16 protein-coding genes and 2 pseudogenes are annotated in these 21,884 nt (G+C 38.4%); 15 read left to right on the top strand and 3 right to left on the bottom strand.

The window, feature by feature from the left end:
• Positions 1-13: 13 nt before the first annotated feature.
• Positions 14-979 (bottom strand): integron integrase, encoded by a 966-nt coding sequence (locus ACFI4Z_RS01305; protein ID WP_462669011.1) that lies wholly within the window; start codon positions 977-979, stop codon positions 14-16.
• Between the two features lie 239 nt (positions 980-1,218).
• On the opposite strand from ACFI4Z_RS01305, the gene ACFI4Z_RS01300 reads away from it, so the two are divergent.
• The 5 genes from ACFI4Z_RS01300 to ACFI4Z_RS01280 all read left to right on the top strand — a co-directional run bounded on the left by ACFI4Z_RS01300 (position 1,219) and on the right by ACFI4Z_RS01280 (position 4,921).
• Positions 1,219-1,635, top strand: coding sequence for a hypothetical protein (locus ACFI4Z_RS01300; RefSeq protein WP_462669010.1), 417 nt, complete (start codon positions 1,219-1,221; stop codon positions 1,633-1,635).
• A gap of 116 nt (positions 1,636-1,751) precedes the next feature.
• Positions 1,752-2,132, top strand: a complete 381-nt coding sequence (locus ACFI4Z_RS01295; protein ID WP_462669009.1) for a RidA family protein — start codon at positions 1,752-1,754, stop codon at positions 2,130-2,132.
• Positions 2,133-2,311: 179 nt separating this feature from the next.
• Positions 2,312-3,658, top strand: a complete 1,347-nt coding sequence (locus tag ACFI4Z_RS01290; RefSeq protein ID WP_462669008.1) for an amidohydrolase family protein — start codon at positions 2,312-2,314, stop codon at positions 3,656-3,658.
• A 169-nt stretch (positions 3,659-3,827) separates the two neighbouring features.
• A complete protein-coding gene (locus tag ACFI4Z_RS01285; protein ID WP_462669007.1) occupies positions 3,828-4,181 on the top strand; it encodes a hypothetical protein in 354 nt (117 codons plus the stop codon).
• 122 nt (positions 4,182-4,303) lie between these two features.
• Positions 4,304-4,921 carry a LysE family translocator gene (locus tag ACFI4Z_RS01280; RefSeq protein ID WP_462669006.1) on the top strand — a complete coding sequence of 206 codons (618 nt, stop codon included), beginning with the start codon at positions 4,304-4,306 and terminating at the stop codon, positions 4,919-4,921.
• A gap of 835 nt (positions 4,922-5,756) precedes the next feature.
• On the opposite strand, the pseudogene ACFI4Z_RS01275 reads toward ACFI4Z_RS01280, so the two are convergent.
• Positions 5,757-6,710 (bottom strand): annotated as a pseudogene (locus ACFI4Z_RS01275) (IS110 family RNA-guided transposase).
• Between the two features lie 438 nt (positions 6,711-7,148).
• Between ACFI4Z_RS01275 and ACFI4Z_RS01270 the strand changes: the two are divergent.
• From ACFI4Z_RS01270 to ACFI4Z_RS01260, 3 genes and pseudogenes are all read left to right on the top strand, one after another.
• A pseudogene (locus ACFI4Z_RS01270) lies at positions 7,149-8,703 on the top strand (transposase).
• A gap of 540 nt (positions 8,704-9,243) precedes the next feature.
• A complete protein-coding gene (locus ACFI4Z_RS01265; RefSeq protein ID WP_462669005.1) occupies positions 9,244-10,152 on the top strand; it encodes a hypothetical protein in 909 nt (302 codons plus the stop codon).
• A gap of 103 nt (positions 10,153-10,255) precedes the next feature.
• A complete protein-coding gene (locus ACFI4Z_RS01260) occupies positions 10,256-10,720 on the top strand; it encodes a hypothetical protein (protein WP_462669004.1) in 465 nt (154 codons plus the stop codon).
• A gap of 567 nt (positions 10,721-11,287) precedes the next feature.
• Here ACFI4Z_RS01260 and ACFI4Z_RS01255 read toward each other — a convergent pair.
• Positions 11,288-12,331, bottom strand: coding sequence for an IS110 family RNA-guided transposase (locus ACFI4Z_RS01255; RefSeq protein WP_462669003.1), 1,044 nt, complete (start codon positions 12,329-12,331; stop codon positions 11,288-11,290).
• A gap of 159 nt (positions 12,332-12,490) precedes the next feature.
• Between ACFI4Z_RS01255 and ACFI4Z_RS01250 the strand changes: the two genes are divergently transcribed.
• The 7 genes from ACFI4Z_RS01250 to ACFI4Z_RS01220 all read left to right on the top strand — a co-directional run bounded on the left by ACFI4Z_RS01250 (position 12,491) and on the right by ACFI4Z_RS01220 (position 21,725).
• Positions 12,491-13,456: an acyl-CoA desaturase gene (locus tag ACFI4Z_RS01250; protein WP_462669002.1), complete on the top strand. Its 966-nt coding sequence runs from the start codon at positions 12,491-12,493 to the stop codon at positions 13,454-13,456.
• Positions 13,457-14,055: 599 nt separating this feature from the next.
• On the top strand, positions 14,056-14,694 hold the full coding sequence (locus ACFI4Z_RS01245; protein ID WP_462669001.1) for a LysE family translocator: 639 nt from the start codon (positions 14,056-14,058) through the stop codon (positions 14,692-14,694).
• A 404-nt stretch (positions 14,695-15,098) separates the two neighbouring features.
• Positions 15,099-16,004: a helix-turn-helix domain-containing protein gene (locus ACFI4Z_RS01240; protein WP_462669000.1), complete on the top strand. Its 906-nt coding sequence runs from the start codon at positions 15,099-15,101 to the stop codon at positions 16,002-16,004.
• A gap of 64 nt (positions 16,005-16,068) precedes the next feature.
• A complete protein-coding gene (locus tag ACFI4Z_RS01235) occupies positions 16,069-18,225 on the top strand; it encodes a TonB-dependent receptor (RefSeq protein ID WP_462668999.1) in 2,157 nt (718 codons plus the stop codon).
• Between the two features lie 426 nt (positions 18,226-18,651).
• Positions 18,652-19,326 carry a TonB-dependent receptor plug domain-containing protein gene (locus tag ACFI4Z_RS01230; protein WP_462668998.1) on the top strand — a complete coding sequence of 225 codons (675 nt, stop codon included), beginning with the start codon at positions 18,652-18,654 and terminating at the stop codon, positions 19,324-19,326.
• Positions 19,327-19,392: 66 nt separating this feature from the next.
• A complete protein-coding gene (locus ACFI4Z_RS01225) occupies positions 19,393-20,949 on the top strand; it encodes a TonB-dependent receptor domain-containing protein (RefSeq protein ID WP_462668997.1) in 1,557 nt (518 codons plus the stop codon).
• 482 nt (positions 20,950-21,431) lie between these two features.
• Positions 21,432-21,725, top strand: a complete 294-nt coding sequence (locus tag ACFI4Z_RS01220) for a hypothetical protein (RefSeq protein WP_462668996.1) — start codon at positions 21,432-21,434, stop codon at positions 21,723-21,725.
• Positions 21,726-21,884 lie beyond the last annotated feature (159 nt).

The following is a 21,884-nucleotide window of genomic DNA, read 5'->3' as shown; positions in this document are numbered from 1 at the left end:
CTAATTTCATACTTTATAATATTTTACTAAGTGGGCTAATTACCCCGTTCGCGCCTTGTTGCAAAACATGCGTATATATTTGCGTTGTTCTCACGTCAGAATGGCCAAGTTGAGCTTGAACGGTGCGAATATCAGCACCACTTTGCAGTAAATGTGTTGCAAATGAGTGGCGTAGGGTATGCGGTGTAACATGTTTATTAATTTTCGCATCATTTGCAGCCTGCTTTACAGCGCGTTGTAATTGCTTTTCATCAATATGATGACGTCTTAGCAGCTTACTCTCGGGATCGATACTTAATTTATGTGATGAAAACAAATACTGCCAGCCTAGCTGTTTGTTATGCTGTGGGTATTTTTTACGTAATAAATGCGGCATATAAACGCCACTATATAAAGGATTGCTAAGATCCAGTTGTAGGTAACTTTCAACTAATTGTATTTGCGTTCGCAACTGTGGAACAAGCTCTATTGCCAGTGTAACAACACGATTTTTGCCTCCTTTGCCATCCCAAATACGAATACAGTTATATTCAAAATCAATATCTTGCACACGCAAGCGCAATACTTCCATTAGCCGCATTCCACTACCATAAAGTAGTGCGCACGCTAAATAATGTTTTGCCATACAGTATTTAAGTAGCATTGAAACTTCTGTTTGCGTAAGCACAACGGGTAATTTTCTTGGGCGTTCACTTTTTACAAAGTTTAATGATAATGAGAGGGGGCACTTTATTATTTCTTTATATAAGAAACTTAGCGCATTCAATGCCTGTGCTTGTGTGCCTTGCGCTACATTTTGCGAGTTTACTAAATGGTTTAAATATAATTCCACTTGAGTGTCTCCCATAGAGCTTGGGTGCTGCATATTATTAAAACGGATATAGGCAGCTATCCAAAACAGATAAGCTTCAATAGTGCTCTTAGCATACCGCTTGCTATACATATGCTCTTTAATCATGCTTAGAAAAAGAGATTTCATAAATAATATTCAACTTTCAAGTGGTACTGTATGTATAGACAGTTGTTTGTGTTTTGTCCAATAACATTATTAAAAGTTGTTTTGGTGTATTTTAACAAGGGGTGTTTTACAGCCTACGTAATTAGTTGTTTACATTGAAGTTGTTTAGTGGAATTATTAAGCAATGTAATATACGCCGTTTTGGGGTGTTATAAACCCCCAAAGTGGTGTTCAATAAGCTGTTAGGTAACAAGAAAATTATGCGTTTAGACTCAAGTTTGCTCTTATTATCTCTTTTTTCATTTAGTGCTATTTCACAGGAAGTTGCATATACAAAAGATGGTCGCATGGGGACAAAATGTTTCCCTGAGTATCAAGGCTCAAAAATTGGTATTTGTACCGTTAGTATTATCCAATTAGCACTTACTCCAGAAAAATATCATGGGAAAATTGTTAGAGTTAAAGGCACACTTTTAATGCGGCATGAAGTTACCGGGATAAAATCCGGAGAACATAAAATTTGGATTCAGACTGATAATTTAGAAAAGTATTCCAAACTAGATAGTAAACGGGTACAAGTTCAAGGTGTTTTTAACGCTTTAAGTTTTGGTCATGGCGGCATGTGGGATGGTTCAATAGAAAACCCAACAGAAGTAAGGTTCATTGCTTCGTTGTAATTGTTACCTAACAAGCCAATTAAGCGGGACTAAAAACAGTTTGCTGTTTCGTTCCTCAACATTTTAGCAAACAATTTTCAGCCCCTTATTGGGGCGTTATAACTACTTGGAGAAGTATGAGACAACTTGTAACCTCTGGCTCTCATCTCGAAGAGCCCATTGGATTTTCTCGTGCCTGCCGAATTGGAAATATGATTTCTGTATCAGGAACGGCTCCAATCGATAATGGAAAAACAGTATATATCGGCGATGTATATAGCCAAACAAAGTATTGTCTTGAGCTTTCAATTAAAGCAATTGAAGAAGCGGGTGGAAGTATTCAAGATGTTATTAGAACTAGAATCATGCTTACAGATATAACACGCTGGGAAGAAGCTGCGAAAGCTCATGGTGAAATGTTTTTTAAAATAAAACCAGCATGTACTTTTGTAGAGGTAAGTCGATTTATCGATGAGAACTGGCTAGTCGAAACAGAAGTAAATTGCGTTGTAATGTAGTTATAACAAGGCATTTAAACGGAACTAAAACAGTGGGTTATGTTTCGCTTCGCTACTCATTTTAACCCACAATTTTAGTCCGCTTAATGCGGCGTTAAACGGCACGGCGCGTAATTTCTAGCCTTGGTATAAAAAATAATTACAAAAAATTGTGTTTACATGATCATGGAGTTTTAGACATGTTTTTACTAGTTAACTTAAAATATTTCACTGTTATCGTTTTATCATTCCTTTTGTTTAGCTGCTCATCTGGTCAGATTGAAACCAACCAAAATGTTTATTCTGTACATGATACCGCTTTTGTAAATGGAAACTTTTTTGATCCAAAGTATGGTTTTGAAAACAAGGCTATTGTTGTCAGAGATGGGACTGTTTTCACCAAAACAGAGACTTTACCTGACGACTTTCCAGGAAAAAAAATCGATCTGCAGGGAAAGTGGGGCATTCCTGGTCTTATTGACATGCACACTCATTCGTTTGGAAACAATATACCTAATTCTAAGAACGATGCACCAGGCACACAGGCTGTTTCAGAAAGAGTATTGAAAGCTGGAGTCACTGGCTTTGTTGACTTATTCGGCGATGAACAAAATCTTATTGATGTTAGAACTAAGCAACGAAACGGAGAATTTCTGGGGGCAGATATATATGCTAGCCTGACTTGTTTTACAGCACCCAAAGGTCATTGTTCCGAATATGGTATTGCTACAAGAACGGTGGCATCTGTTGCGGATGCAGTAAGAGAGATGACCGAGTTAGCCGCACAGGATCCTGATGTGATAAAAATGGTTTATCAACCTTCTGATGATCAACCTTCAATTTCAAAAGAAGTATTTGCGCAATTAGTTAAAACATCTAAGCAGTTTGGCATCAAATCTATTGTGCATATTAAATCCTGGCAAGATATTAGGGATGCGATAGAAGTTGGTGCTTCAGCTGTCACCCATGTACCACGAGGTGAAATTCCAAAGGACATACCAGCCCTTATGGCGAAAGCAGGAATTGTGATGATACCAACATTAACAGTTCATACAGATTTCGTTAATTTCTTATTTGATCCAACGGTGTTAGATGCACCTTTAACTAAAGAACTTGCTCCAGAAGCCTTAATTTCAGCCTATCGCCACGTTGATCTAATTACTCAATATAAGGATAAGCAAGCTAAATTCAGAGAGCGAAATGCTGTCACTTTTTCTTCAGTTAACGCAATGATTAATGCAGGTGTTAAGATTCTTGTAGGCACTGACTCAGGAAATTGGAACACTATTCAAGGCTATTCTGTTCATAGAGAAATGAAGCTTTTAACGGAAGCGGGTATGACACCAAATCAAGCGATTGCTTCTGCAACAACTTACTCTGCCAACTTTCTGGGTATTAAAAGTGGTTTCAATGAAGGCGATAAGGCCAATTTTGTTATCTTAAATGCCTCTCCGAGCAAGGATATTATGAATACACAACGCATTTCTCTTGTGGTCAAAAATGGAAACATCGTGGTACAAAATAGTTTTAACGATGACAAGTCGTAGTTTTTTTCAGAAACCACGGGTAAGTTAATATTCTCGTGTGCATAGAAATGTGCCGTTTAACAAAGCAATTATAACGGACATATTTTACCGTGCCGCTTTTTGCTTATCCGCTGCGCGGGTAAAAAGCAGCCCAGCAAAATCTTCCGTATATTGCGGCGTTAGAGTACTAATGGAATCAAGTAGAAAACATTTATTCTTCTCATGGTTACCTATCATTGCTTTAATGCTTGTTTTCTTATTAAACATGGCATTTAGGCTATATGATATTAGCTCTGTGTGTGAAATTATAAATCCACCAAATGGAAAAGAGTATGTTTGTGGTAATGGATATGCGTCAAATTATATTGCGTCAGTTTGGTGGTTTAGTCTTTTTGTTTTTGCATATTCGATGATTAAAAGTTTCATTCTAAAGCTTAAATTATCTAAATCTGTAATGGTTGGTTATACACTTTCATCGGTTTTATGTATTTTAAGTTTTTTAGGTGGTTTGTATTTTTGGCTACAAAATTTTGATTATCCGTAGCGTACTCTAACAAACGCATAAATAATGGACGTCTAAAGCTTGGCTGGCGCTCATTCTTCGCTAATTTTAGCCAAGCTTAATCCGCATATTATGCGGGCGTTAGTTTTCATGGAGGAAATATTGTGGAAATCTGGAAGTTATTGTTCTTTATACCAGCGTGCTTTGCGCTCAATATGACCCCTGGTCCAAACAACTTACTGTCTATGAATAATGCTCGTTGTTACGGCTTCAAGTCTGCTTTCATTGCTGGTTTGGGTCGAATAGCTGCATTCTCTGTAATGATTGCTTTGGCAGCTTCAGGCTTAGCTGTCGTTCTCTATGCATCTGAGACTCTATTTCTAAACATTAAAATTGTGGGTGCGGCGTACTTGTTGTGGATTGCCTTTAATCTTTGGCGTTCGGAGTCAAGCCCAGTCGCTGAATTAGAAAGCACTCATAACCGGCTAGGTTTAGCTAGGCAAGAGTTTTTGTTAGCTGCTGGTAATCCAAAGGCAATCTTAATATTTACAGCCTTTCTCCCACAGTTCGTTGATGTTTCGGCTAGTGTAAATGAACAGTTCTTCGTTTTAGGCGCTACGTTCCTAATATTAGAAATGGGTGCAATATCGATTTATTCCATATTCGGAATATATTTAAGGCAGTGGTTCGCGAAACCGAAAATGGCAAAGCGATTCAATAGAGGCTGTGCAACTTTTTTAGCTATGTCTGGAGCAAGCTTATTACTAAGCCGCCAGCAATGAAACTAACAAGCAATTTAAGCAGACTGTCAACGCTTGGCATTTTTAGCTCGGTTTAGCTTCCGTGATTAAGGTGGTAAGTTTGAGTGTATTGGTAGCGTTGTCAGCTACTTAATTGGGCGTTATGTAGTCGCCACAAAGCAATTTCTAATTGTTAAGAAAATTTCCATTTCAATGTGGTTTACCAGCCAATTGAAAAACAACGTTTTCGCTCAAAAAGGTTTAGCAAGGTCGTAAATAGGCATTTCAAGTTCAGTAGGTTTGCTGTTTAATAATGCAAACGCCATTTTCTTGTTTTGTCATTGTGCTGTTTTGGCTCAAGTTCGAAATCTGTGTTTTTGTGGCGGAGTCATTAATTTAGTTGTTGAGGGAATGGTTAAACGTAAGTTAAATCATCTTCAACATAACAAACGCATTAAGTCAGACGGCCTCAACTTCGGCCTCATTTAATGCAAAAAGAAACGACGCATAAATGCGTCCTAAATTGGTCCGCTGCTTATGCGGGCGTTATGTTGCAAAAGGAGTTTTGAGTAAATGGCTGCGTTCGCGTTTCTATATCTAATTTTAATCATTTACTCTGTTGTACTCAGGTTAAGTGTTCGAAGCCACATTAAAGAAAACGGAAGTGTCGGCTTACTTTATAAAATTCAAACTGCTACCGTAATTGTAATCTCACTAGCTTCAGGTACGGCTCTAAATTATCTTTTTGCTCAAACTACTGTAGAGTGGTTATTTCAATATATACCAACAATTATTTGTGTTGCTATTTTGGTTGTATGGCAAAGAACTAAGGTTCACAATGCAACATAACAAGTGACTATGGTGTCAAATCCTAATTTTAAACCATTTTAGGATCCCACATGGCACCATCTCTCACCATAGAATTTATGATCACTACAAGCTTTCGTATACAGGCATTGATGGCTACTTTTTTAGGCTTTCCTGCTGCAATCATTCGTTGATAAATGTCTTTGAATTTTTGGTTGCATTGAATCGCTGACATCATTGCCATATACATTGCGGTTCTAATTTTTGGCCGCCCACCGCGTATCATTCGCTTGCCTTGGTAAGCGCCACTTTCTCGATTGAATGGCGCTACGCCAACTAAAGATGCAGCTTCTTTGTTATTTACATAACCAAGCTCAGGCATGTCGCTAAGCAAGTTAAATGCGACCACATTTCCAACACCTGGTACGCTTTGAATAATGTTATTTTTTGCTTCCTATTCGTCACATTCTTTAATGAGTTTTTGTAGTTTTAAATCTACTTTTACTATCTGATTTTTCAGTGCAGTTAAGATAGGTTTTATGAGTGACGATAGTGTTTTTGGCATTATTTGAGAGCGATTTTTCTCCATTGTTTGCATATCCATTAACTGGCGTCTTCTAGATAGTAAATCACTCATCAAGCGCATTTGCTCTGGCTTTAAAGACGATAGAGGAGGTTTAATTGCTTCACCAAAATAAGCGATGAGTTGCGCGTCAAGTTTATCAGTTTTTGCTTTTTGGCCGATAGCGCCTGCGAAGCGTTTTATGTTCACGGGATTAGCAACCACGAAGGGAATATTCGCCTCAGCGCAAGCTATAATAAAAGGCTGTTCAAGGCGTCCAGTCGCCTCAATAGTGACACGCGTCACTGGATGTTTTTTTAAGATTTGAATGGCGTGTTTAATACCACTTTGATTGTTTTCTACAGTAAAGTAAATGTCTAAAGGCCTGATATGAATATCGAGTTGTGTTTTACCTGTATCGACACCGACGTTAATTTCATTTTGATTAATTTTTGTATTCATAATAAGCTGACTCTGCCTTGCTATTCGGGCTCGAGGCCCCGTTGACTATCCGAGTTTAATGCTTGGAGTTTATACAGCGTTCTTACTTGTTATCGGTCTCTCAATAGAGGAGCCTTCAATCAATCGAACTACTGTATAAAAGGCTTTGGTTGCAGCCAAAGCTTGGGCCTCACATTACCCGAACTAGGTTGGAATAATAATTAATTTATGGGTTTATTATCCATACAAGGGTTTTCAAGTCGGACAAATTACAGTTGGCTCTTTGTTCGTACCTCACTTATTTTAGCCAACAGTAATTTGCCGCTTAAAACGGCGTTGAGGCTGTAGAATTACTCTTTTTAGGAACTTAACTTCCTAATTTTAATTGTTCGTTTTTCAACCTTGAATCCACTGGGTGACTGTGATCTAATAGATATTATTCACCCACGGTAAATTGTTATGGCCAACTACAAGCCTGACTTATCCTGCCAAAACAAATTCATTCCTATCAATTTCGCTGAGCAAATTTTGCCGGGAACATTTGAATATGCCCTTTGTTATATTGTCGAAAATAAACTCGACTTGTCGGGCTTTGACGAGTGGTATAACAACGACAAAACAGGCGCTGCGGCGTATCCACCTACGGTGATGTTAAAAATTATTTTACTTGGTTATGCACATGGTTTGATCAGCAGTCGTCGAATTGCGAAGGCGTGTGAGAATAATATTTTGTTTATGAGTGTGTCGGGGGATATTCAGCCGCATTACACATCAATAGCAGGTTTCGTGGCCAAAATGCATGAACAGATTGAACCACTATTTACGCAAGTATTGATGATATGCGATGAAGAAGATTTGATAGGCCGTAATATGTTTGCCATTGACTGAAAGGTCAGCCCTGGGTTGCAAATTAAAGTCGAATGCGAGCAAAGAATGGAGCGGGACATTCGATGAGCTTGGTCGTAAAAAAGCAAAACTAGAGCGCGCGAGTAAACGTATTATTGAACGCCACCAATCACACGATAGCCTGAGCGAAGAGTTGATAACTCAGGACTTAAAACAAAAAGAAAAGCTCGATAAAAGTGCAGATAAAATCACCGCATTCTTAGCAACCCACGAAGAGAGAACAGGCAGTAAAGGCAAGCCAGTTAAAAGTAATATCACCGACCCAGACAGCGCGAAAATGACCACCTCAAAAGGCACAATCCAAGGCTACAATGGCATTGCAATAAATGACGACAAGCACCAAATTATACTGCAAGCACACGCGTGGGGGTCGGTGGGTGAGCAACAAACACTCCAGCCAGCCGTTGAGCAATTAAAACGACAACTTGATAAATTAAACACCGATAAAATTACAGACGAAAACACAATTAAGTTCACTGCAGACAGTGGGTTTAACAGCGAAGCAAACCTTGAATACATGGCGCAAAGTGGCTTTGATACTTACATTGCGGATAACCAATTTAGAAAACGCAACCCACTGTTTAAAGACAGCGAAACCTACGAAACAGAGCAAGAAAAACGCCGATTAAAACGCAGTAAAGGCAAGCCTCGGTTATTTACCTCAGACGACTTCCATTATGATGAGGCGACACAAACCTGCCGCTGCCCCGCAGGCAATAATATGTGGCGAAGCGGGGTTAATGTAAACAGTCATAACCAAAAATACACGCGATTCTGTGGTTATTTAAAAGACTGTAAGGTATGCCCACTGCAACAGCAATGCATGCGAAAGCCACCGATAAAAACAGGGCGACAAGTACAGTTTAAAAATGATGAATCACGTAAAAAGCTAAGCTACATCGACAAAATGAAGGTCAAAATAGACAGCCCAATGGGGCGACGACAATACAGTAAGCGATTAGGCTGTATAGAGCCCGTGTTCGGGAACATTACAGTAAACAAAGGCATGAATAAATTAACCTTACGGGGACAAACGAAAGTGAATTCCCAATGGCAACTGTATTGCCTAGTTCATAACATAGAAAAGCTGCAAAACAGGCTGCATTAAGAAAGTTAAGTCCTTATCACCTTAAATAAGCCACTCAAACACCTGTGATACCTTCCAAAACGCCAATTAAAGCAAACAGTAAACCCTCTTTTTATATTTATGTAAAATCGAAGTAACCGATTGAATCAAAATAGGAACTCGGCTATGGTTGATTCATCAATTAAAATAAATTTAAAACGAGTTAATCTACAGGCTCGTTAGGCTGCCACATCATCAATCACGCAGTCGCCAACCTACCCAAAAAATCATACTCAGTTTATTTTGCGTTCACGCGCCCTTCAACGAGGCGTGAATGGAAATTAAAAATGAATATGAATAACGGTTCGTGACAGCAAGTTGTCGAGCAGGACACTATATTGACTAAGTTATTGTGAGATCTTGTGTGGAAAACTACAAAACGATGACCTATTATGAAAAATACATCTTCATCACAGAGTTGATGTAAAAATTTGAGAAGGAAGTAGTGTAGGTTTATCAAACATATTGAATCATTTAATGCTAATATTTTTTCTTGAATCATAACTACCAAAGGATTACAAAATGAAATTGAAATTTTTTACTATAGTTATTGCTGCACTATTTTTAACTGCGTGTGATGTAGATGACGGTAAAGTAGGTGCAACTGGTGCAACTGGAGGACAAGGTCCACAAGGTCCACAAGGTCCACAAGGTCCACAAGGTCCACAAGGTCCACAAGGTCCACAAGGTTCAGCTGGTGCAACTGGAGGACAAGGTCCACAAGGTCCACAAGGTCCACAAGGTTCAGCTGGTGCAGTAGGAGAGACTGGTGCAGCAGGGATCAACTGTTGGGATTCGAATATGAATAATATTAATGATATAAGTGAAGATATTAATGGCGATGGCGTATTTAGTACGTTGGACTGTAGAACTACCATTACCGACACCCAAAGTCATGAAGTAGTATTTAATCATCAGCACATGTGCGAAGCATTTGCTAACTTAATGCAATATCCCGAAGGTTGCCCGTCTGCAAGTCATTCGGTTCCAACAGGTACGATTACTCAAATATTTCCAGCACAATTATTTGACGATGGTACGGGGACGGGGGGCTACACCAGCTGTACAGCTACTCCAGGTGATGGTTTACTTACCATTAAAATCAGAGATGTAGTTAATTCAGAAGGCAATCAAAAACATGCATACTATGAACTTGAAGGAGCTTACATAGCTGCCGATATCATAATGTCTAAAAACGCTGTTATTTTAGATGGCGCTTGTAAAGCTCGCTGTGAAAATGATAGTAAGTGTATTGGTTCAAATGCAATACAAAAGACCTCAGAGGCAATGTCTTGCAGAATATTTTATCACTCAGATTCTGTTAGTAAATACGAACGATTTTGTGCTTTAGCACCCACTGCAGCACTCGCCGGTGAAATTTGCCAGTTAGGCTTAGGTAATGCAAATCGCTGGACTGCTAAATGTCCATAGTAATCCAAGGTAAAGAAAGGGTCAGGGACACTCACTTTAAACGTTCCGAAGATTTGGTTTAGTAAGCAGAAATTGTCATTACTTCTGAATGAGCTAAATCTAAGTGCCTAACAAAGCAAGTCAATCTGACAGCTTACACTCCGCTTGTTTTGGTGCGAAAAAAATTCGCACCAAAACAAGCTCCATTACAGCTGCAGTTGCTTGCGGCGTTATAAGCACTATGAATCCTGAGCAATATAAAAGTATTTGCGAACAATCAAACGTATTTCGCTTACAAGATTTAATTGAAACCTTAGGCGTATTACGTAAAGAAAATACGCCTGAAGTTGCTTTGATATCTAAAGCAATATTGAGTCAAAAAGTTGAGAAACCGCCTTTACATAAAGGTAATCATCAAACTGACTTTGTTGCTTTAGAATTGTCGTTTGATAATGTTGATGCTGTAGTCGATACAGTATTTGACGCTGAAGCTAGCTCAATTCAAGGTAATGGGGAGCCAACTTCAAAAACAGAAGTTTATGTTCACTTGGTAAACCTGTGGTCAAATTACCGAGATAGTTTAGAGTAAAGTGCTTATAACACATATGAGCCTTAACTCTGTCAATAGGCATTAGTATTCTTTTTGACCGTTTTTATACAGTGACGGTCAATTCTAAATCAATAAACAAATTCGTTTACTTCGTCTGTCGATGCGGCTATTAAGCAAGTTGCTTACGGCAAACACATTTAGGGTGCGTTACGCAGTAATCTCTTATTGCGATCTCATCGCAGCCAGTTTTTTCCCATATCCTTTTGGGGTTGCTGGGGCACTACGACTAAATGGATTTAGAAGGTAGAGCGAAGCAGGATGCCAGAGCCGAGACATTCATCGGTTAACCTCATCATGGCACTATTCAAGGCGGCTGGCTTCATCATTGTGATCCAGTTAGATTTAGGTGCGTAACGCAGTTATCAAGTCAGGTGTAAGCGACTTTGTTTATTGTATTAATGCACGCGTACTGAGCGTCTAATCAAGGCAAGTGGCTTAGGTCTGTAGGCATATAATCAGGTTAAACCTTGTTGGTTATTAACTCACCCAATTGATTGATGCTCAGCCTTATATCCAGTTAGATGTTCAGCTCACTCAGTACCGTGACTAACTCTTTAAGAATTTTGCTTCATCGAATACCGTCTCTTTTTTAAGCATGTAATAAACACAGCGACCCAGCTTATGTGCAAGCGCTGACAGTGCTTTGGCTTTGCTCATTCGCTTTTGTAATTTTTCAAGGTATTTATTGGCGTTGTGATTGTGGCGCAGCAGTAATACAGCAGCTTCGGAGAAAGCCCATTTGAGATGTGCATTGCCAATTTTATTACCTTGGGTGCCGTAAGTTTTGCCAGCAGACTCCGCTTTGCATTTGACTAACCGACTGTATGAAGCGAATTTTTGTACGCTTGAAAAGCGATTGATGTCACCAATTTCATAAATAATGGTAAGTGCGAGAATGCGGCCTATACCATTAATTGTTTGCAAGATATTAAGGTGGACAGGGTTGTGTTGCTTGGCCATTTGTTCAATATAATGCTCTAAAGGCTTAAGCTCATTGTGATAGCAATCGAGTATGACCATATTTGAATTAATAGAGCGTTGCACAACGGGATCAGGGAAGTAGTAGCGCATCTTTTCTCTGTCGCAAACGTTCTTTAAATTCACGTTGTGGGCAGGTAAATTATACTGACTGGCAGTATTGGCAACATGGGCTTTTAAATCAGCGCCGTGGCGGACGATTTTAGTTCTGCGGCGGAGTAAATCTCGCGTAGCACGCATATATTTGTCATACACATAAGCAAGTGGGAAGTTCCCCCCACGGATGAGTTTGGCAATTTTATATGAATCTATTTTATCGTTTTTGGCTTTACCGCCATGAATCGCTTTCATATACAAAGCATGACCGAGAATAAAGTCGATAGTGTGTTCTTTACAAAAGTCAGCGACCCAATACCAGCAATGCATGCACTCTACGCCAACCACAATGTCACCGATATACGGTTTAAGTAGCTTTAGTAGTGCTTCTGGGTCGTCTTTAATTTTCTTGTGAACAAGGATAAGTCCTGTATTATAAATGATACAGACGTAAAGTAATCGCGCGTGTAAATCGATTCCACAATAATATGGATGCATGTTATTGTAAAAGTTCATCGAGCTTTCTCCTGTAAGGTTGGTTGCCTTTTCAGCGTAGCGAATAATCGCGATGCAGGGGAGGAGGCTCAATGAGTATCAAACGCATGTTGCCGGACTGGTTTTCCGCTGCGCTCCAAACCAGCCGCAAATGCGAACGTTAGCAGCCTCAGGATAGTCATGCTTAATACGGAAAGAGTAAGTTCAAATGATGAAATGAGTGCTTTTAACGGCACAGTAAAATGGAATCCAATTAAATCTATTTGGTTTTTAACCCACCTTTTTTCGGCGATTTTAATCGCTCCGTTTGTAATATCTTTTTCCGCTATTTTTGTATTCCTAATTCTTACAGGGATCACATTGTGTTTTGGGCACTCCCTTGGTATGCATCGTTTACTTATTCATCGTTCATATGAATGTCCAAAATGGATGGAATACTTATTTGTATATCTAGGAGTATTAGTTGGGATGGCTGGCCCAATCGGTATGATGATTCAACATGATCTTCGTGATTGGGCGCAAAGACAAGCTAAATGTCATGACTACTTGTTACATGGTTCTAAAATACTAAAAGACGGTTGGTGGCAATTAAACTGTGATCTCCAACTAATAAATCCACCTGAATTCAATATAGAAAAATCAGTCTCAATAAATAAGTTTTATCTATTCATAGAAAAAACGTGGATGCTACAGCAACTAGTTTTGGCGATTCCTTTATACTTTATTGGTGGAGTCTCTTGGTTAGTTTGGGGAGTTTCTGTCCGAATTGTTATATCTGTAGGTGGCCATTGGATAATTGGTTATTTCGCCCATAATAAAGGTGATAAAACTTGGGAGGTGGAGGGAGCTGCCGTGCAAGGTCACAATATTAGAATTGCTGGTTTCTTATCAATGGGTGAAGCATGGCATAACAATCACCATGCCTATCCTGGTTCTGCCATGTTAGGTTTGTACAATGACGAACCTGATCCTGGTTGGTGGGTATTAAATGCTTTACACAATCTCAGAATAGTAAAAAATATTAAACTACCAAAGCAGCTTCCTGTTAGCTCTGAATTAGTCTCTGTTTCTGATAATATTGATAAACGCGTTGAACGAGTGCCAGAAGACTGCGAAATCGCAAAGTTTATACGAAAAGGCAGCTAACAATCGTTTAAACAAGGACGCAAAACAGCAGGCTTGCGCTCCTTCGTCGCTAATTTTTAGCCTGCTATTTTGCGCTGGTTAGGCAAGCGTTATGTGCCAATGAGATAATTGATGAACTTGCTTATTAAAATAACTTTAGCTATCTTGTTTTTTGTAAATGCTTCTTATTATCTGTATTTCTATATTAGTCCTAGTGTTACTGTAATAAATAAATCAGAGCACTTAATAACAAAGGCGAGTGTTAGTTTACCTAAGAGCAATTTAAATTTTGGTTCCCTTGAGCACAAGCAGGAAAATACACTTTACTATTCACTTGCTCAAGATGATGGCAACTATAATTATTCATTTAAAATCGGTGGTAAAGTCATAACAGGCTCATGTGGCTATTTAACAAATAATGAAATTAATAAACGGTTCGTAATAACAGTTAGTAAAAGTAATCTGGTAGATTGTAGCTAAAGGCACATAACAAGCTGTTAAAGCGGGAAAAATTTCAGTTGGCTGGTTCCGCTTCGCTTCACATTTTAGCCAACTACAATTTTTCCCTTAACAGCGCGTTATAAATACATGCAAAGTTTCGATTAACTGGAGAGTTTAAGTTGGAAATTTATACTGTTTTTACATTTTTTTTGATGGTTTCTTTGATGGTAATGTCTCCAGGACCTAATGGCGCTTTAATTTTGAAAACCGTTCCAATGCTAGGTAAAAAGCATGGATATGTAAATGTGATCGGGATTGTAATAGCATTCTATCTTCATGGTACGTTATCTGTTTTCGGCCTTTCTGCATTAATTGTTTCATCAGCTAGTTTATTCTTTATTGTAAAAGTAATAGGTGCAATGTATTTAGCGTACCTAGGAATAAAGGCGTTAATATCGGTATTTAAACAAACTGCTCCATCTGTAAATATTGAAGAAGATAAATCTAGCGTTTCTCCAACGAAATTATCTACTTGTTTTTGGGAAGGTTTATTAACTAATTTACTAAATCCTAAAGTATCTATCTTTTATTTAGCTGCATTCCCGCAATTTATAAACTTTCAATCAAACGCTGTGATTGCTTCCTACACATTAGTTACTGTACACGCATTGTTTGCTGGAGTTTGGTTCTCATTAATGGTCGTTCTTATTGGTAAATCAACTAAATTCATTAGGTCAAACAAGATACATGCGTTATTGCAATCCGCTACAGGTACGGTTTTACTTTGGTTTAGTTACCGTGTAGCAACCGCAAAATAATGTACTTATAACACATATGAGTCTTAACTCTGTCAATAGGCGCTTGTATTCTTTTTGACCGTTTTTATAGATGGGCGGCCAATTCTAAATCAATAAACAAATTCGTTTACTTCGTCTGTCGATGCGACTGCTAAGCAAGTAGCTTACGGCAAACACATATAGGGCGCGTTTCGCAGTAATCTCTTATTGCGATCTCATCGCAGCCAGGTTTTCCCCATATCCTTTTGGGGTTGCTGGGGCACTAGGACTCAATGGATTTAGATTGTAGAGCGAAGCTGGATACCAGAGCCGAGACATTCATCGGTTAACCTCATCACATCGTTATGTTTTAATCGAAAATAGTTTTTATTCGTATTTGATTTGTTTTAGAATTAATTATGACTTTATTGAGACGCTAATACACCATGGAATCGATTAAAGAAATCAGCGATAAGCTAGCTTGCGACTCCAGTTACTTTAATTTATCACCTACGAAACTAGGCGATTTTTGGGTATCCAAACATACACTAAATCAGAAGACTAATTACACCTCAGTACCGCCTACAGGCGTTCACTTAGGTGCTGGAATCACTGCAATGAGTACTCACTGTGAAACACTCGTTGAATGCAGTTATCAAGGACCAGTTGTTACTTTATTGGTAATACCTGAAGGTCAAAAAAAAGTATTTAACACCACAGTTGAAGCAGGACAGCACTTGTCTTGCGGTTTGCATATTCCGTTTAGCACACTTGCTAAAGAACCCAAGCTCGCCCGCGAGATTTTTGCTAACACAAAGCTGAATGAGGCTTCATTCAATTTGCTGCCTAGTTCTACTCAGTTAGTAAATCAGTTATGTCAAAATGATTCATATCTTCATGGCAGCACTAGTATAAATTATGCTATGGAAGCAAAAGCGCTTAATCTTATCGCTCTTATTTTAAGAGAAGTGAATCACCCTCATTTTAATTACACCCCAAACCATATTGAAATTAAGCTAAATCAAGCAAAGCAATTAATTATTGAGCAATACAATAAGCCGCTTACAACCTCTTATATTGCAACAAAAATAGGAATGAGCCCAAGAGCACTCACCGGTCACTACAAAGCTTACTTTGGAACTACAATTAGCCACTCGCTATGTCAAGTAAGACTTAATCAGGCATCGCGGTTATTACAAAAAGGCTACAGCGTTTCTGAAACCGCCTACATGGTTGGCTATAGCGCAAATCATTTAAGTACTAAGTTTTCTAAAACTTATGGCTACCCTGCTATTGAGCATAGAAACCGCTGTTTACCTAAATTCGTAGCTACTTTGCCGAATAACCAATAACTCTGGAATTGTTGGCTTAACATGAATAGCTGATAATAATTACCATTCAAAAAAAGAGGTAATTATGATTAACTATACTGGATTATTATCCTTTGCTATTTTCAGCTGCGCTGTTCACCCAGAAGTCTCAAGTGATATAGAAAAAATCATTGTACAAGGCTCCAAACAAAACCAAACTCTTATTTCAGTCCCTGCATCAATTTCGGTTATAGATCGTCAAACAATTGAGCAAAGCGGTATATATGCACTTAGAGATCTAGACGATATGCTACCTAATGTTTCTATTTCGCAAATAGGACAAATAGGTGGCAGCTATATTTCTATCCGTGGCGTCGAATCCAATCCATTTATAGTAAATCGTGCTGCCGTTTATGTAGATGGCATCCCATATCGAGAACCTGATAACATCAATATTCGTCAAGCACAACAGGTCGAGGTTTTCAAAGGCCCACAAAGTGCTCTATATGGCGCAAATGCAGATGCTGGGATCATAGTAATCAATACTAAAACTCCTTCGAGCGAAACTAAGCTTAACGTGTTTACAGAGTTAGAGGCTTTTCATAATGGCGAAACAATTAATGCGGGAGTAAATGCATCTGGTGAGCTATTTGACGATTTTTTCACTTCTATCGAAATAGAAAAGCAACTAGGTGATAGCTACATAAAAAATACTGGAACAACAACAAATGAACAAGGATCAATAGATAACCTGAAAATATACAGTAATAGTCGCTATTACTTGCCAGCAGATTACGGTTTATTAAACCTAAACATTAGTGTGCTACAACAAGACTCACCTGGACTATATGAGCAAGAATTTGCCCCATTAGATACTCAATTATATAACGATACTCTTTCTTCAGCATTTAATAATGGAACAGCAATTGATGACTTTGAGCTACTCCATGATGCTCCTAAAGACACAAAGGATGATGAGTGGAGCGTGGGGGTATCTTATCAAAGATTTTTTTCTGATTTAAAACTTGACGCTGCACTTGCGTACCGCGAAAGCGATGAGATTGGATATGGAAATGATCTTGATCTTACTGTGACGCCATTTGTTGCAGGCGGTAATAAAGTTGAAAGAGACTTTACTAACTTTGAAGTTAGAGTTTCAAATGAGCAAGACTTAGGACTAAGTTGGTTTTCCGGCCTTGCTCTTTATGAACAAAATAAAGCGCAGAATCTATTTACACTTGCAGGTCCGGGCTCACTTGATGATTATCAACCTGCACCTACCCAGCGTAACTCTTTAAAAAACTCCGCTATTTTTGGCTCAGTAAAATATAAAACACAAACAAATATCAACCTGCAAGCCGGATTGCGTTATGAAAAGTCGGTAGCTAATGTGTCACAACAAGCCGGAACACTTAATCTGGGTAACTTACAACTAGATTATGTTGAAGCAGAAGCAGAAAAAAAAGGGAATATCTGGTTACCTCAAGTTGCTATTTCATGGCAACCAACAGATCAGCAAAACTTATTCGCTTCAGCAGCTAAAGGTTATTTACCAGGAGGCTATAACTTAGTTGCAGCCGATAAAGGCGACGAAATAGCCCAGCAATATGGCCCTTATAATGAAGAAGAACTCTGGTCATACGAGATCGGATATAAGCTAATAAACAATGAGCAAAACTTATTTTTGACTACCGCATTGTTTTATATCGATGCACCATCATGGCAAGAAATAAGCCTACTTACAGCGCCCGATGGTACGGTACTCTCAACGGTGTTAATCACTTCTAATGCAGCAATAACAAATCAGGGAGCTGAAATGGAGCTGCAATATAACCCCAGTGAACAATTAACTCTTCGCTACAGCTTAGGGTATGTTGATGCAAAGTATGATAACAATGAATATTCAGACTCAATTAACTATCGAGGTAACAAAGTCAAAATGATCCCTGAATGGGACAGCTCACTTACTTCAACGTATGAGTGGGATAATGGTTGGTATATAAAAGGGCAATGGCGATTAATTGGTAAAACGGCTTTAACCTCCGACAATAAAGCATTTAGACCAACCACGACCCTATATAACCTGGCGGCAGGTTATAAGAACGATCATTGGCGAGCCCGCCTTTTCGCCGATAATATAACTAATGAACGCTATGCTGCAGGTCAAGCCTATGAAAACTTTATTATGGGCTCAGATACTAATTACTACGTCCCTATTGCATCACCAAGAGTAATAGGTTTAGAACTAAGTTACACACTTTAAACGAATTTGGAAGTTCTTACCCTGCAACAGATAGTAGGGTAAGAACTGTATGAAAAATGATGACAATTAAAACTAAATTGAATGGTATTCCTAAGACAATGTTATGGACACTTCATAATAGAGCCACCCATCATAAAGTTCTGTTCAATGTAGGTAGAATAGAAGTTATAAATTCAAGGATAAATAATGTTTGAGTCATATCAAGTAGCACAAGTTCAGCATGCTCCACTTTCACATAAAATAAAGTGGTAATTATTAAAGCTCACTTACGTTTTAGTGGGGAGTACATAAATCATACAACTGATTAAGTCTCTAACTTTTTTACCCTTTAAATTATTATTTATTGAAAATATACACTAAACGGACTTGAAACCAAATTGGGTACAAATTATAATTGATACACTATAACATAACCAAAGTATTGTAATGAAATTTCAGCTAGCCCTTATCCCTTTATGTGTATCACTTAATATTCACGCCCAAGAAATTGAACATATCGAAGTTAATAGCTACATAAAAAATTATTCACCTGTAAACACCATCAAAGCTAGTACTTCTGAACTTGCAGGCGACTTATTAGATGAACAAAAAGCCACGACGCTTGGGGATACCCTCTCGCAAATCCCTAGTGTCAGTAGTAGCTTTTTTGGCAGTGCAGCCGGTCGTCCTCAAATACGAGGCCAAGGTGGTCACCGTGTTTTAATCTCTAGCAATGGCATGCCAATTAGAGATATGTCGGCGGTTAGTGACGATCAGTTAGTACCTATTGAACCATTTTTTGCCAACACTATAACGGTTTTAAAGGGAGCTCGCGCTACGATCCCTTATGGTGGGGAAGCAATGGCGGGCTTAGTTGATGTAGATGACGGTCGAATCCCACTACAAAATAACGAACTCTACCAAGATAAAATAGAGCTGCAATCGGGTTATAATGCAGCTTCAAGCATTATGGGACGCTTTCAACATGAGCAAAAAGGTTTTGCTTATAATTTAAATATACTGCATCGCGAACAAGCTGATTATAAAATCCCCAATAGTTCAAAAGCTATGCATTGCAGTGATTGGTCAGAACTAGTGCTAAACAGCTCACTAACCAGTTAGTGCCAAGTAAAATTAGCACAACCAAGCTGGGAGCATAATGGGACTATATGGGTCGATGCGACACCTTTGGAAGACCAAGTAATAACTCATAAATCTGTTAACTCACAAGGGTCAGTACCTAATTCAAGTAATTACCAAACAAATTTTACATTTGGTGGTAGCCAGCGCTTCGATAATGAGCAACTATTTGGTATGTCATTGAACTTTAATCGTGCAAATCGCGGAATTCCAGGGTTTATTCATTTAGAAAGGGGCAACCATGGTCACAGTCACAGTCACAGTCATGGTCATGGTCATGGTACCAACATAAACAATAAGCCTAATAATATTCGTATTTATTCGTCTCAATATAGATTAGATGCACTTTATAAAAAAGAGTTTGATAATAACGAGTATTTAAATCAGTTTGATCTTAAAGCGGTATATTCTAATCAGGTCGATGACGAGAATCTTGCAGGAAAAACAGTTAATGAATTTACTTTAAATAATTGGCAATTAAATAGTAGTCTTTACTATCAATTTGGCAATCAGTTTTCAGGCAGTATTGGCACCCATTTTGAAGAGTCAGAAAGGCATGGTGCTGGAAATAATAACTATTTGCCAAAGGTAAAAAGTAAACGAGAAGCATTATATGTATTACAAGATGCTAATTTAGATCCTCTTTCTTTTCAGTTTGGTGTGCGCTATGAACATGTAGAACATAAACCTAAAGTCGGAAGTGGCTATCAACCAGGTAGAGGGCTTGGCGCAAATGTGCAAAATAACGAATTTGAATTATTTAATTACTCAACGTCTTTAACTTGGGATGTAACATCTTTTTGGTACATCGATGCCAGTTATACTCATGCAGAACGTGCTCCTGGCGTTAACGAGCTCTACGCCAGCAATCCTCATTATGCGTTATTAATTGAAGAGCAAGGTAATTCAAGACTTAAAAAAGAAATTAACAAGGCCAACGAGTTTGGTACTGGCTTTAATTTTGATAAATTTAGCTTAACAGCTAATTGGTATGAGAATAACTACGACAACTATATTTACCTTGGCAGCACAGGTATGCATCGCGGTGGAGTGTATGTTAAAGAATGGCGACAAGCTGATACGATAAATAAAGGGTATGAAATACAATTAAGTTATTCATTGTTAACCAACAAACTCGGAGACTACACTTTTACTGCATATACAGAGCATAAAGAGAATACTCCTGTATATCAATTCGATGGCAGTTACGACCCTTTTACCCCTGAAGCGTTTTTTAATCCAGACGAAGCACGTAGAGCAGAGTATTTCCGCCGTCGACTTGAAGGGGATAGCATGCCTAAAACCCCTGCAAATACTTATGGTGCCGCAGTACACTGGCAGCGAGATACTCTAAAAGCTAGCTTTGATTACAAGCATAGTAAAAAGCAAGACATGCTAGCTAAATACGAAATGACATCACCAAGTTACTATCTACTAGGTGCCAATCTAAGTGTCCAACAGTCACTACTTGGTTTTGAAAGTGAATTCTTTATAAATGTCGATAATTTAACAGACCAAGATGCACGACCTCACCAAAGCTATCTGCGTTATTTAACGCCGTTACCTGGTCGCAGCATTACAATAGGTATTCGGGCTAAGATTTAATAAGTGCCCTAAGGTATATAAATTTCTTAGGTATCTAAACTCAAAAATTATTTGAGTGTATGAAAGGCTTTATATCAGATTATCTAAAATGCAGAGTAGCATTGTATAGAGGCTTAATCTAAAGGCATTGCTTTGAAAATAGCAATGCCTTTTACTAGGATTTTAATAATCTTTGATTATATTTTAAGGGTGATTAAAACCTTATCCAACCACTTTTAACTATGAGTGCGTCAGCCAGTAAAGAAAATAACAAAGACACCCATCATAAAGCTTCTTCAATATAGGCGACTTCATTGAATTCTTTATGTGTATCAAGACCGATAAAAAGTATGCTATGTTTATTCATGTTAGCCTCTGCTGTTTAGTTATTTGACAAACTAATTATGGCTCTGGCTTTGAATTAAGCTAACCCACGAAAAGCGGAGGCTAACACCGTGTGGGAGTCATTATGTCTATAAGTAATCAAAGCATGGGAGTCATGGATGAATTTTAAAGCTTTCTCAATTAAACGTTTTCTGGCTATATCTTTAATATTTAACTTACCTCCAATATTGGCTATAACAAAAATTGGATTACTATTTCTGCCTTTATTATTCTGGATAAATATCCCAGTTTTGTGGACGGGTGTTGCAAAAGCTATGGGTGAGACTCACTTCAAAATTGAAGAGTTTGGCGCGTTACCCCAATCGGTAACGGCGTATGCGGTTGTAGTATTATTTTGGCTTTTGTTGGCAGGCTTGATTACCGTAGTAACAAGTAAAATAAAGTCAGAGTAAATTACTTATAACACATATGAGCCTTAACTCTGTCAATAGGCGCTTATATTCTTTTTGACCGTTTTTTATAAATAGGCGGCCAATTCTAAATCACTAAACAAATTCGTTTACTTCGTCTGTCGATGCAGCTGTTAAGCAAGTTGCTTAGGGCAAACACAT

The organism is Pseudoalteromonas sp. RWi3, from assembly GCF_054960735.1.
The sequence above is the reverse complement of the archived record's forward strand: the minus strand, read 5'-3'. Positions and strand labels throughout refer to the sequence as shown.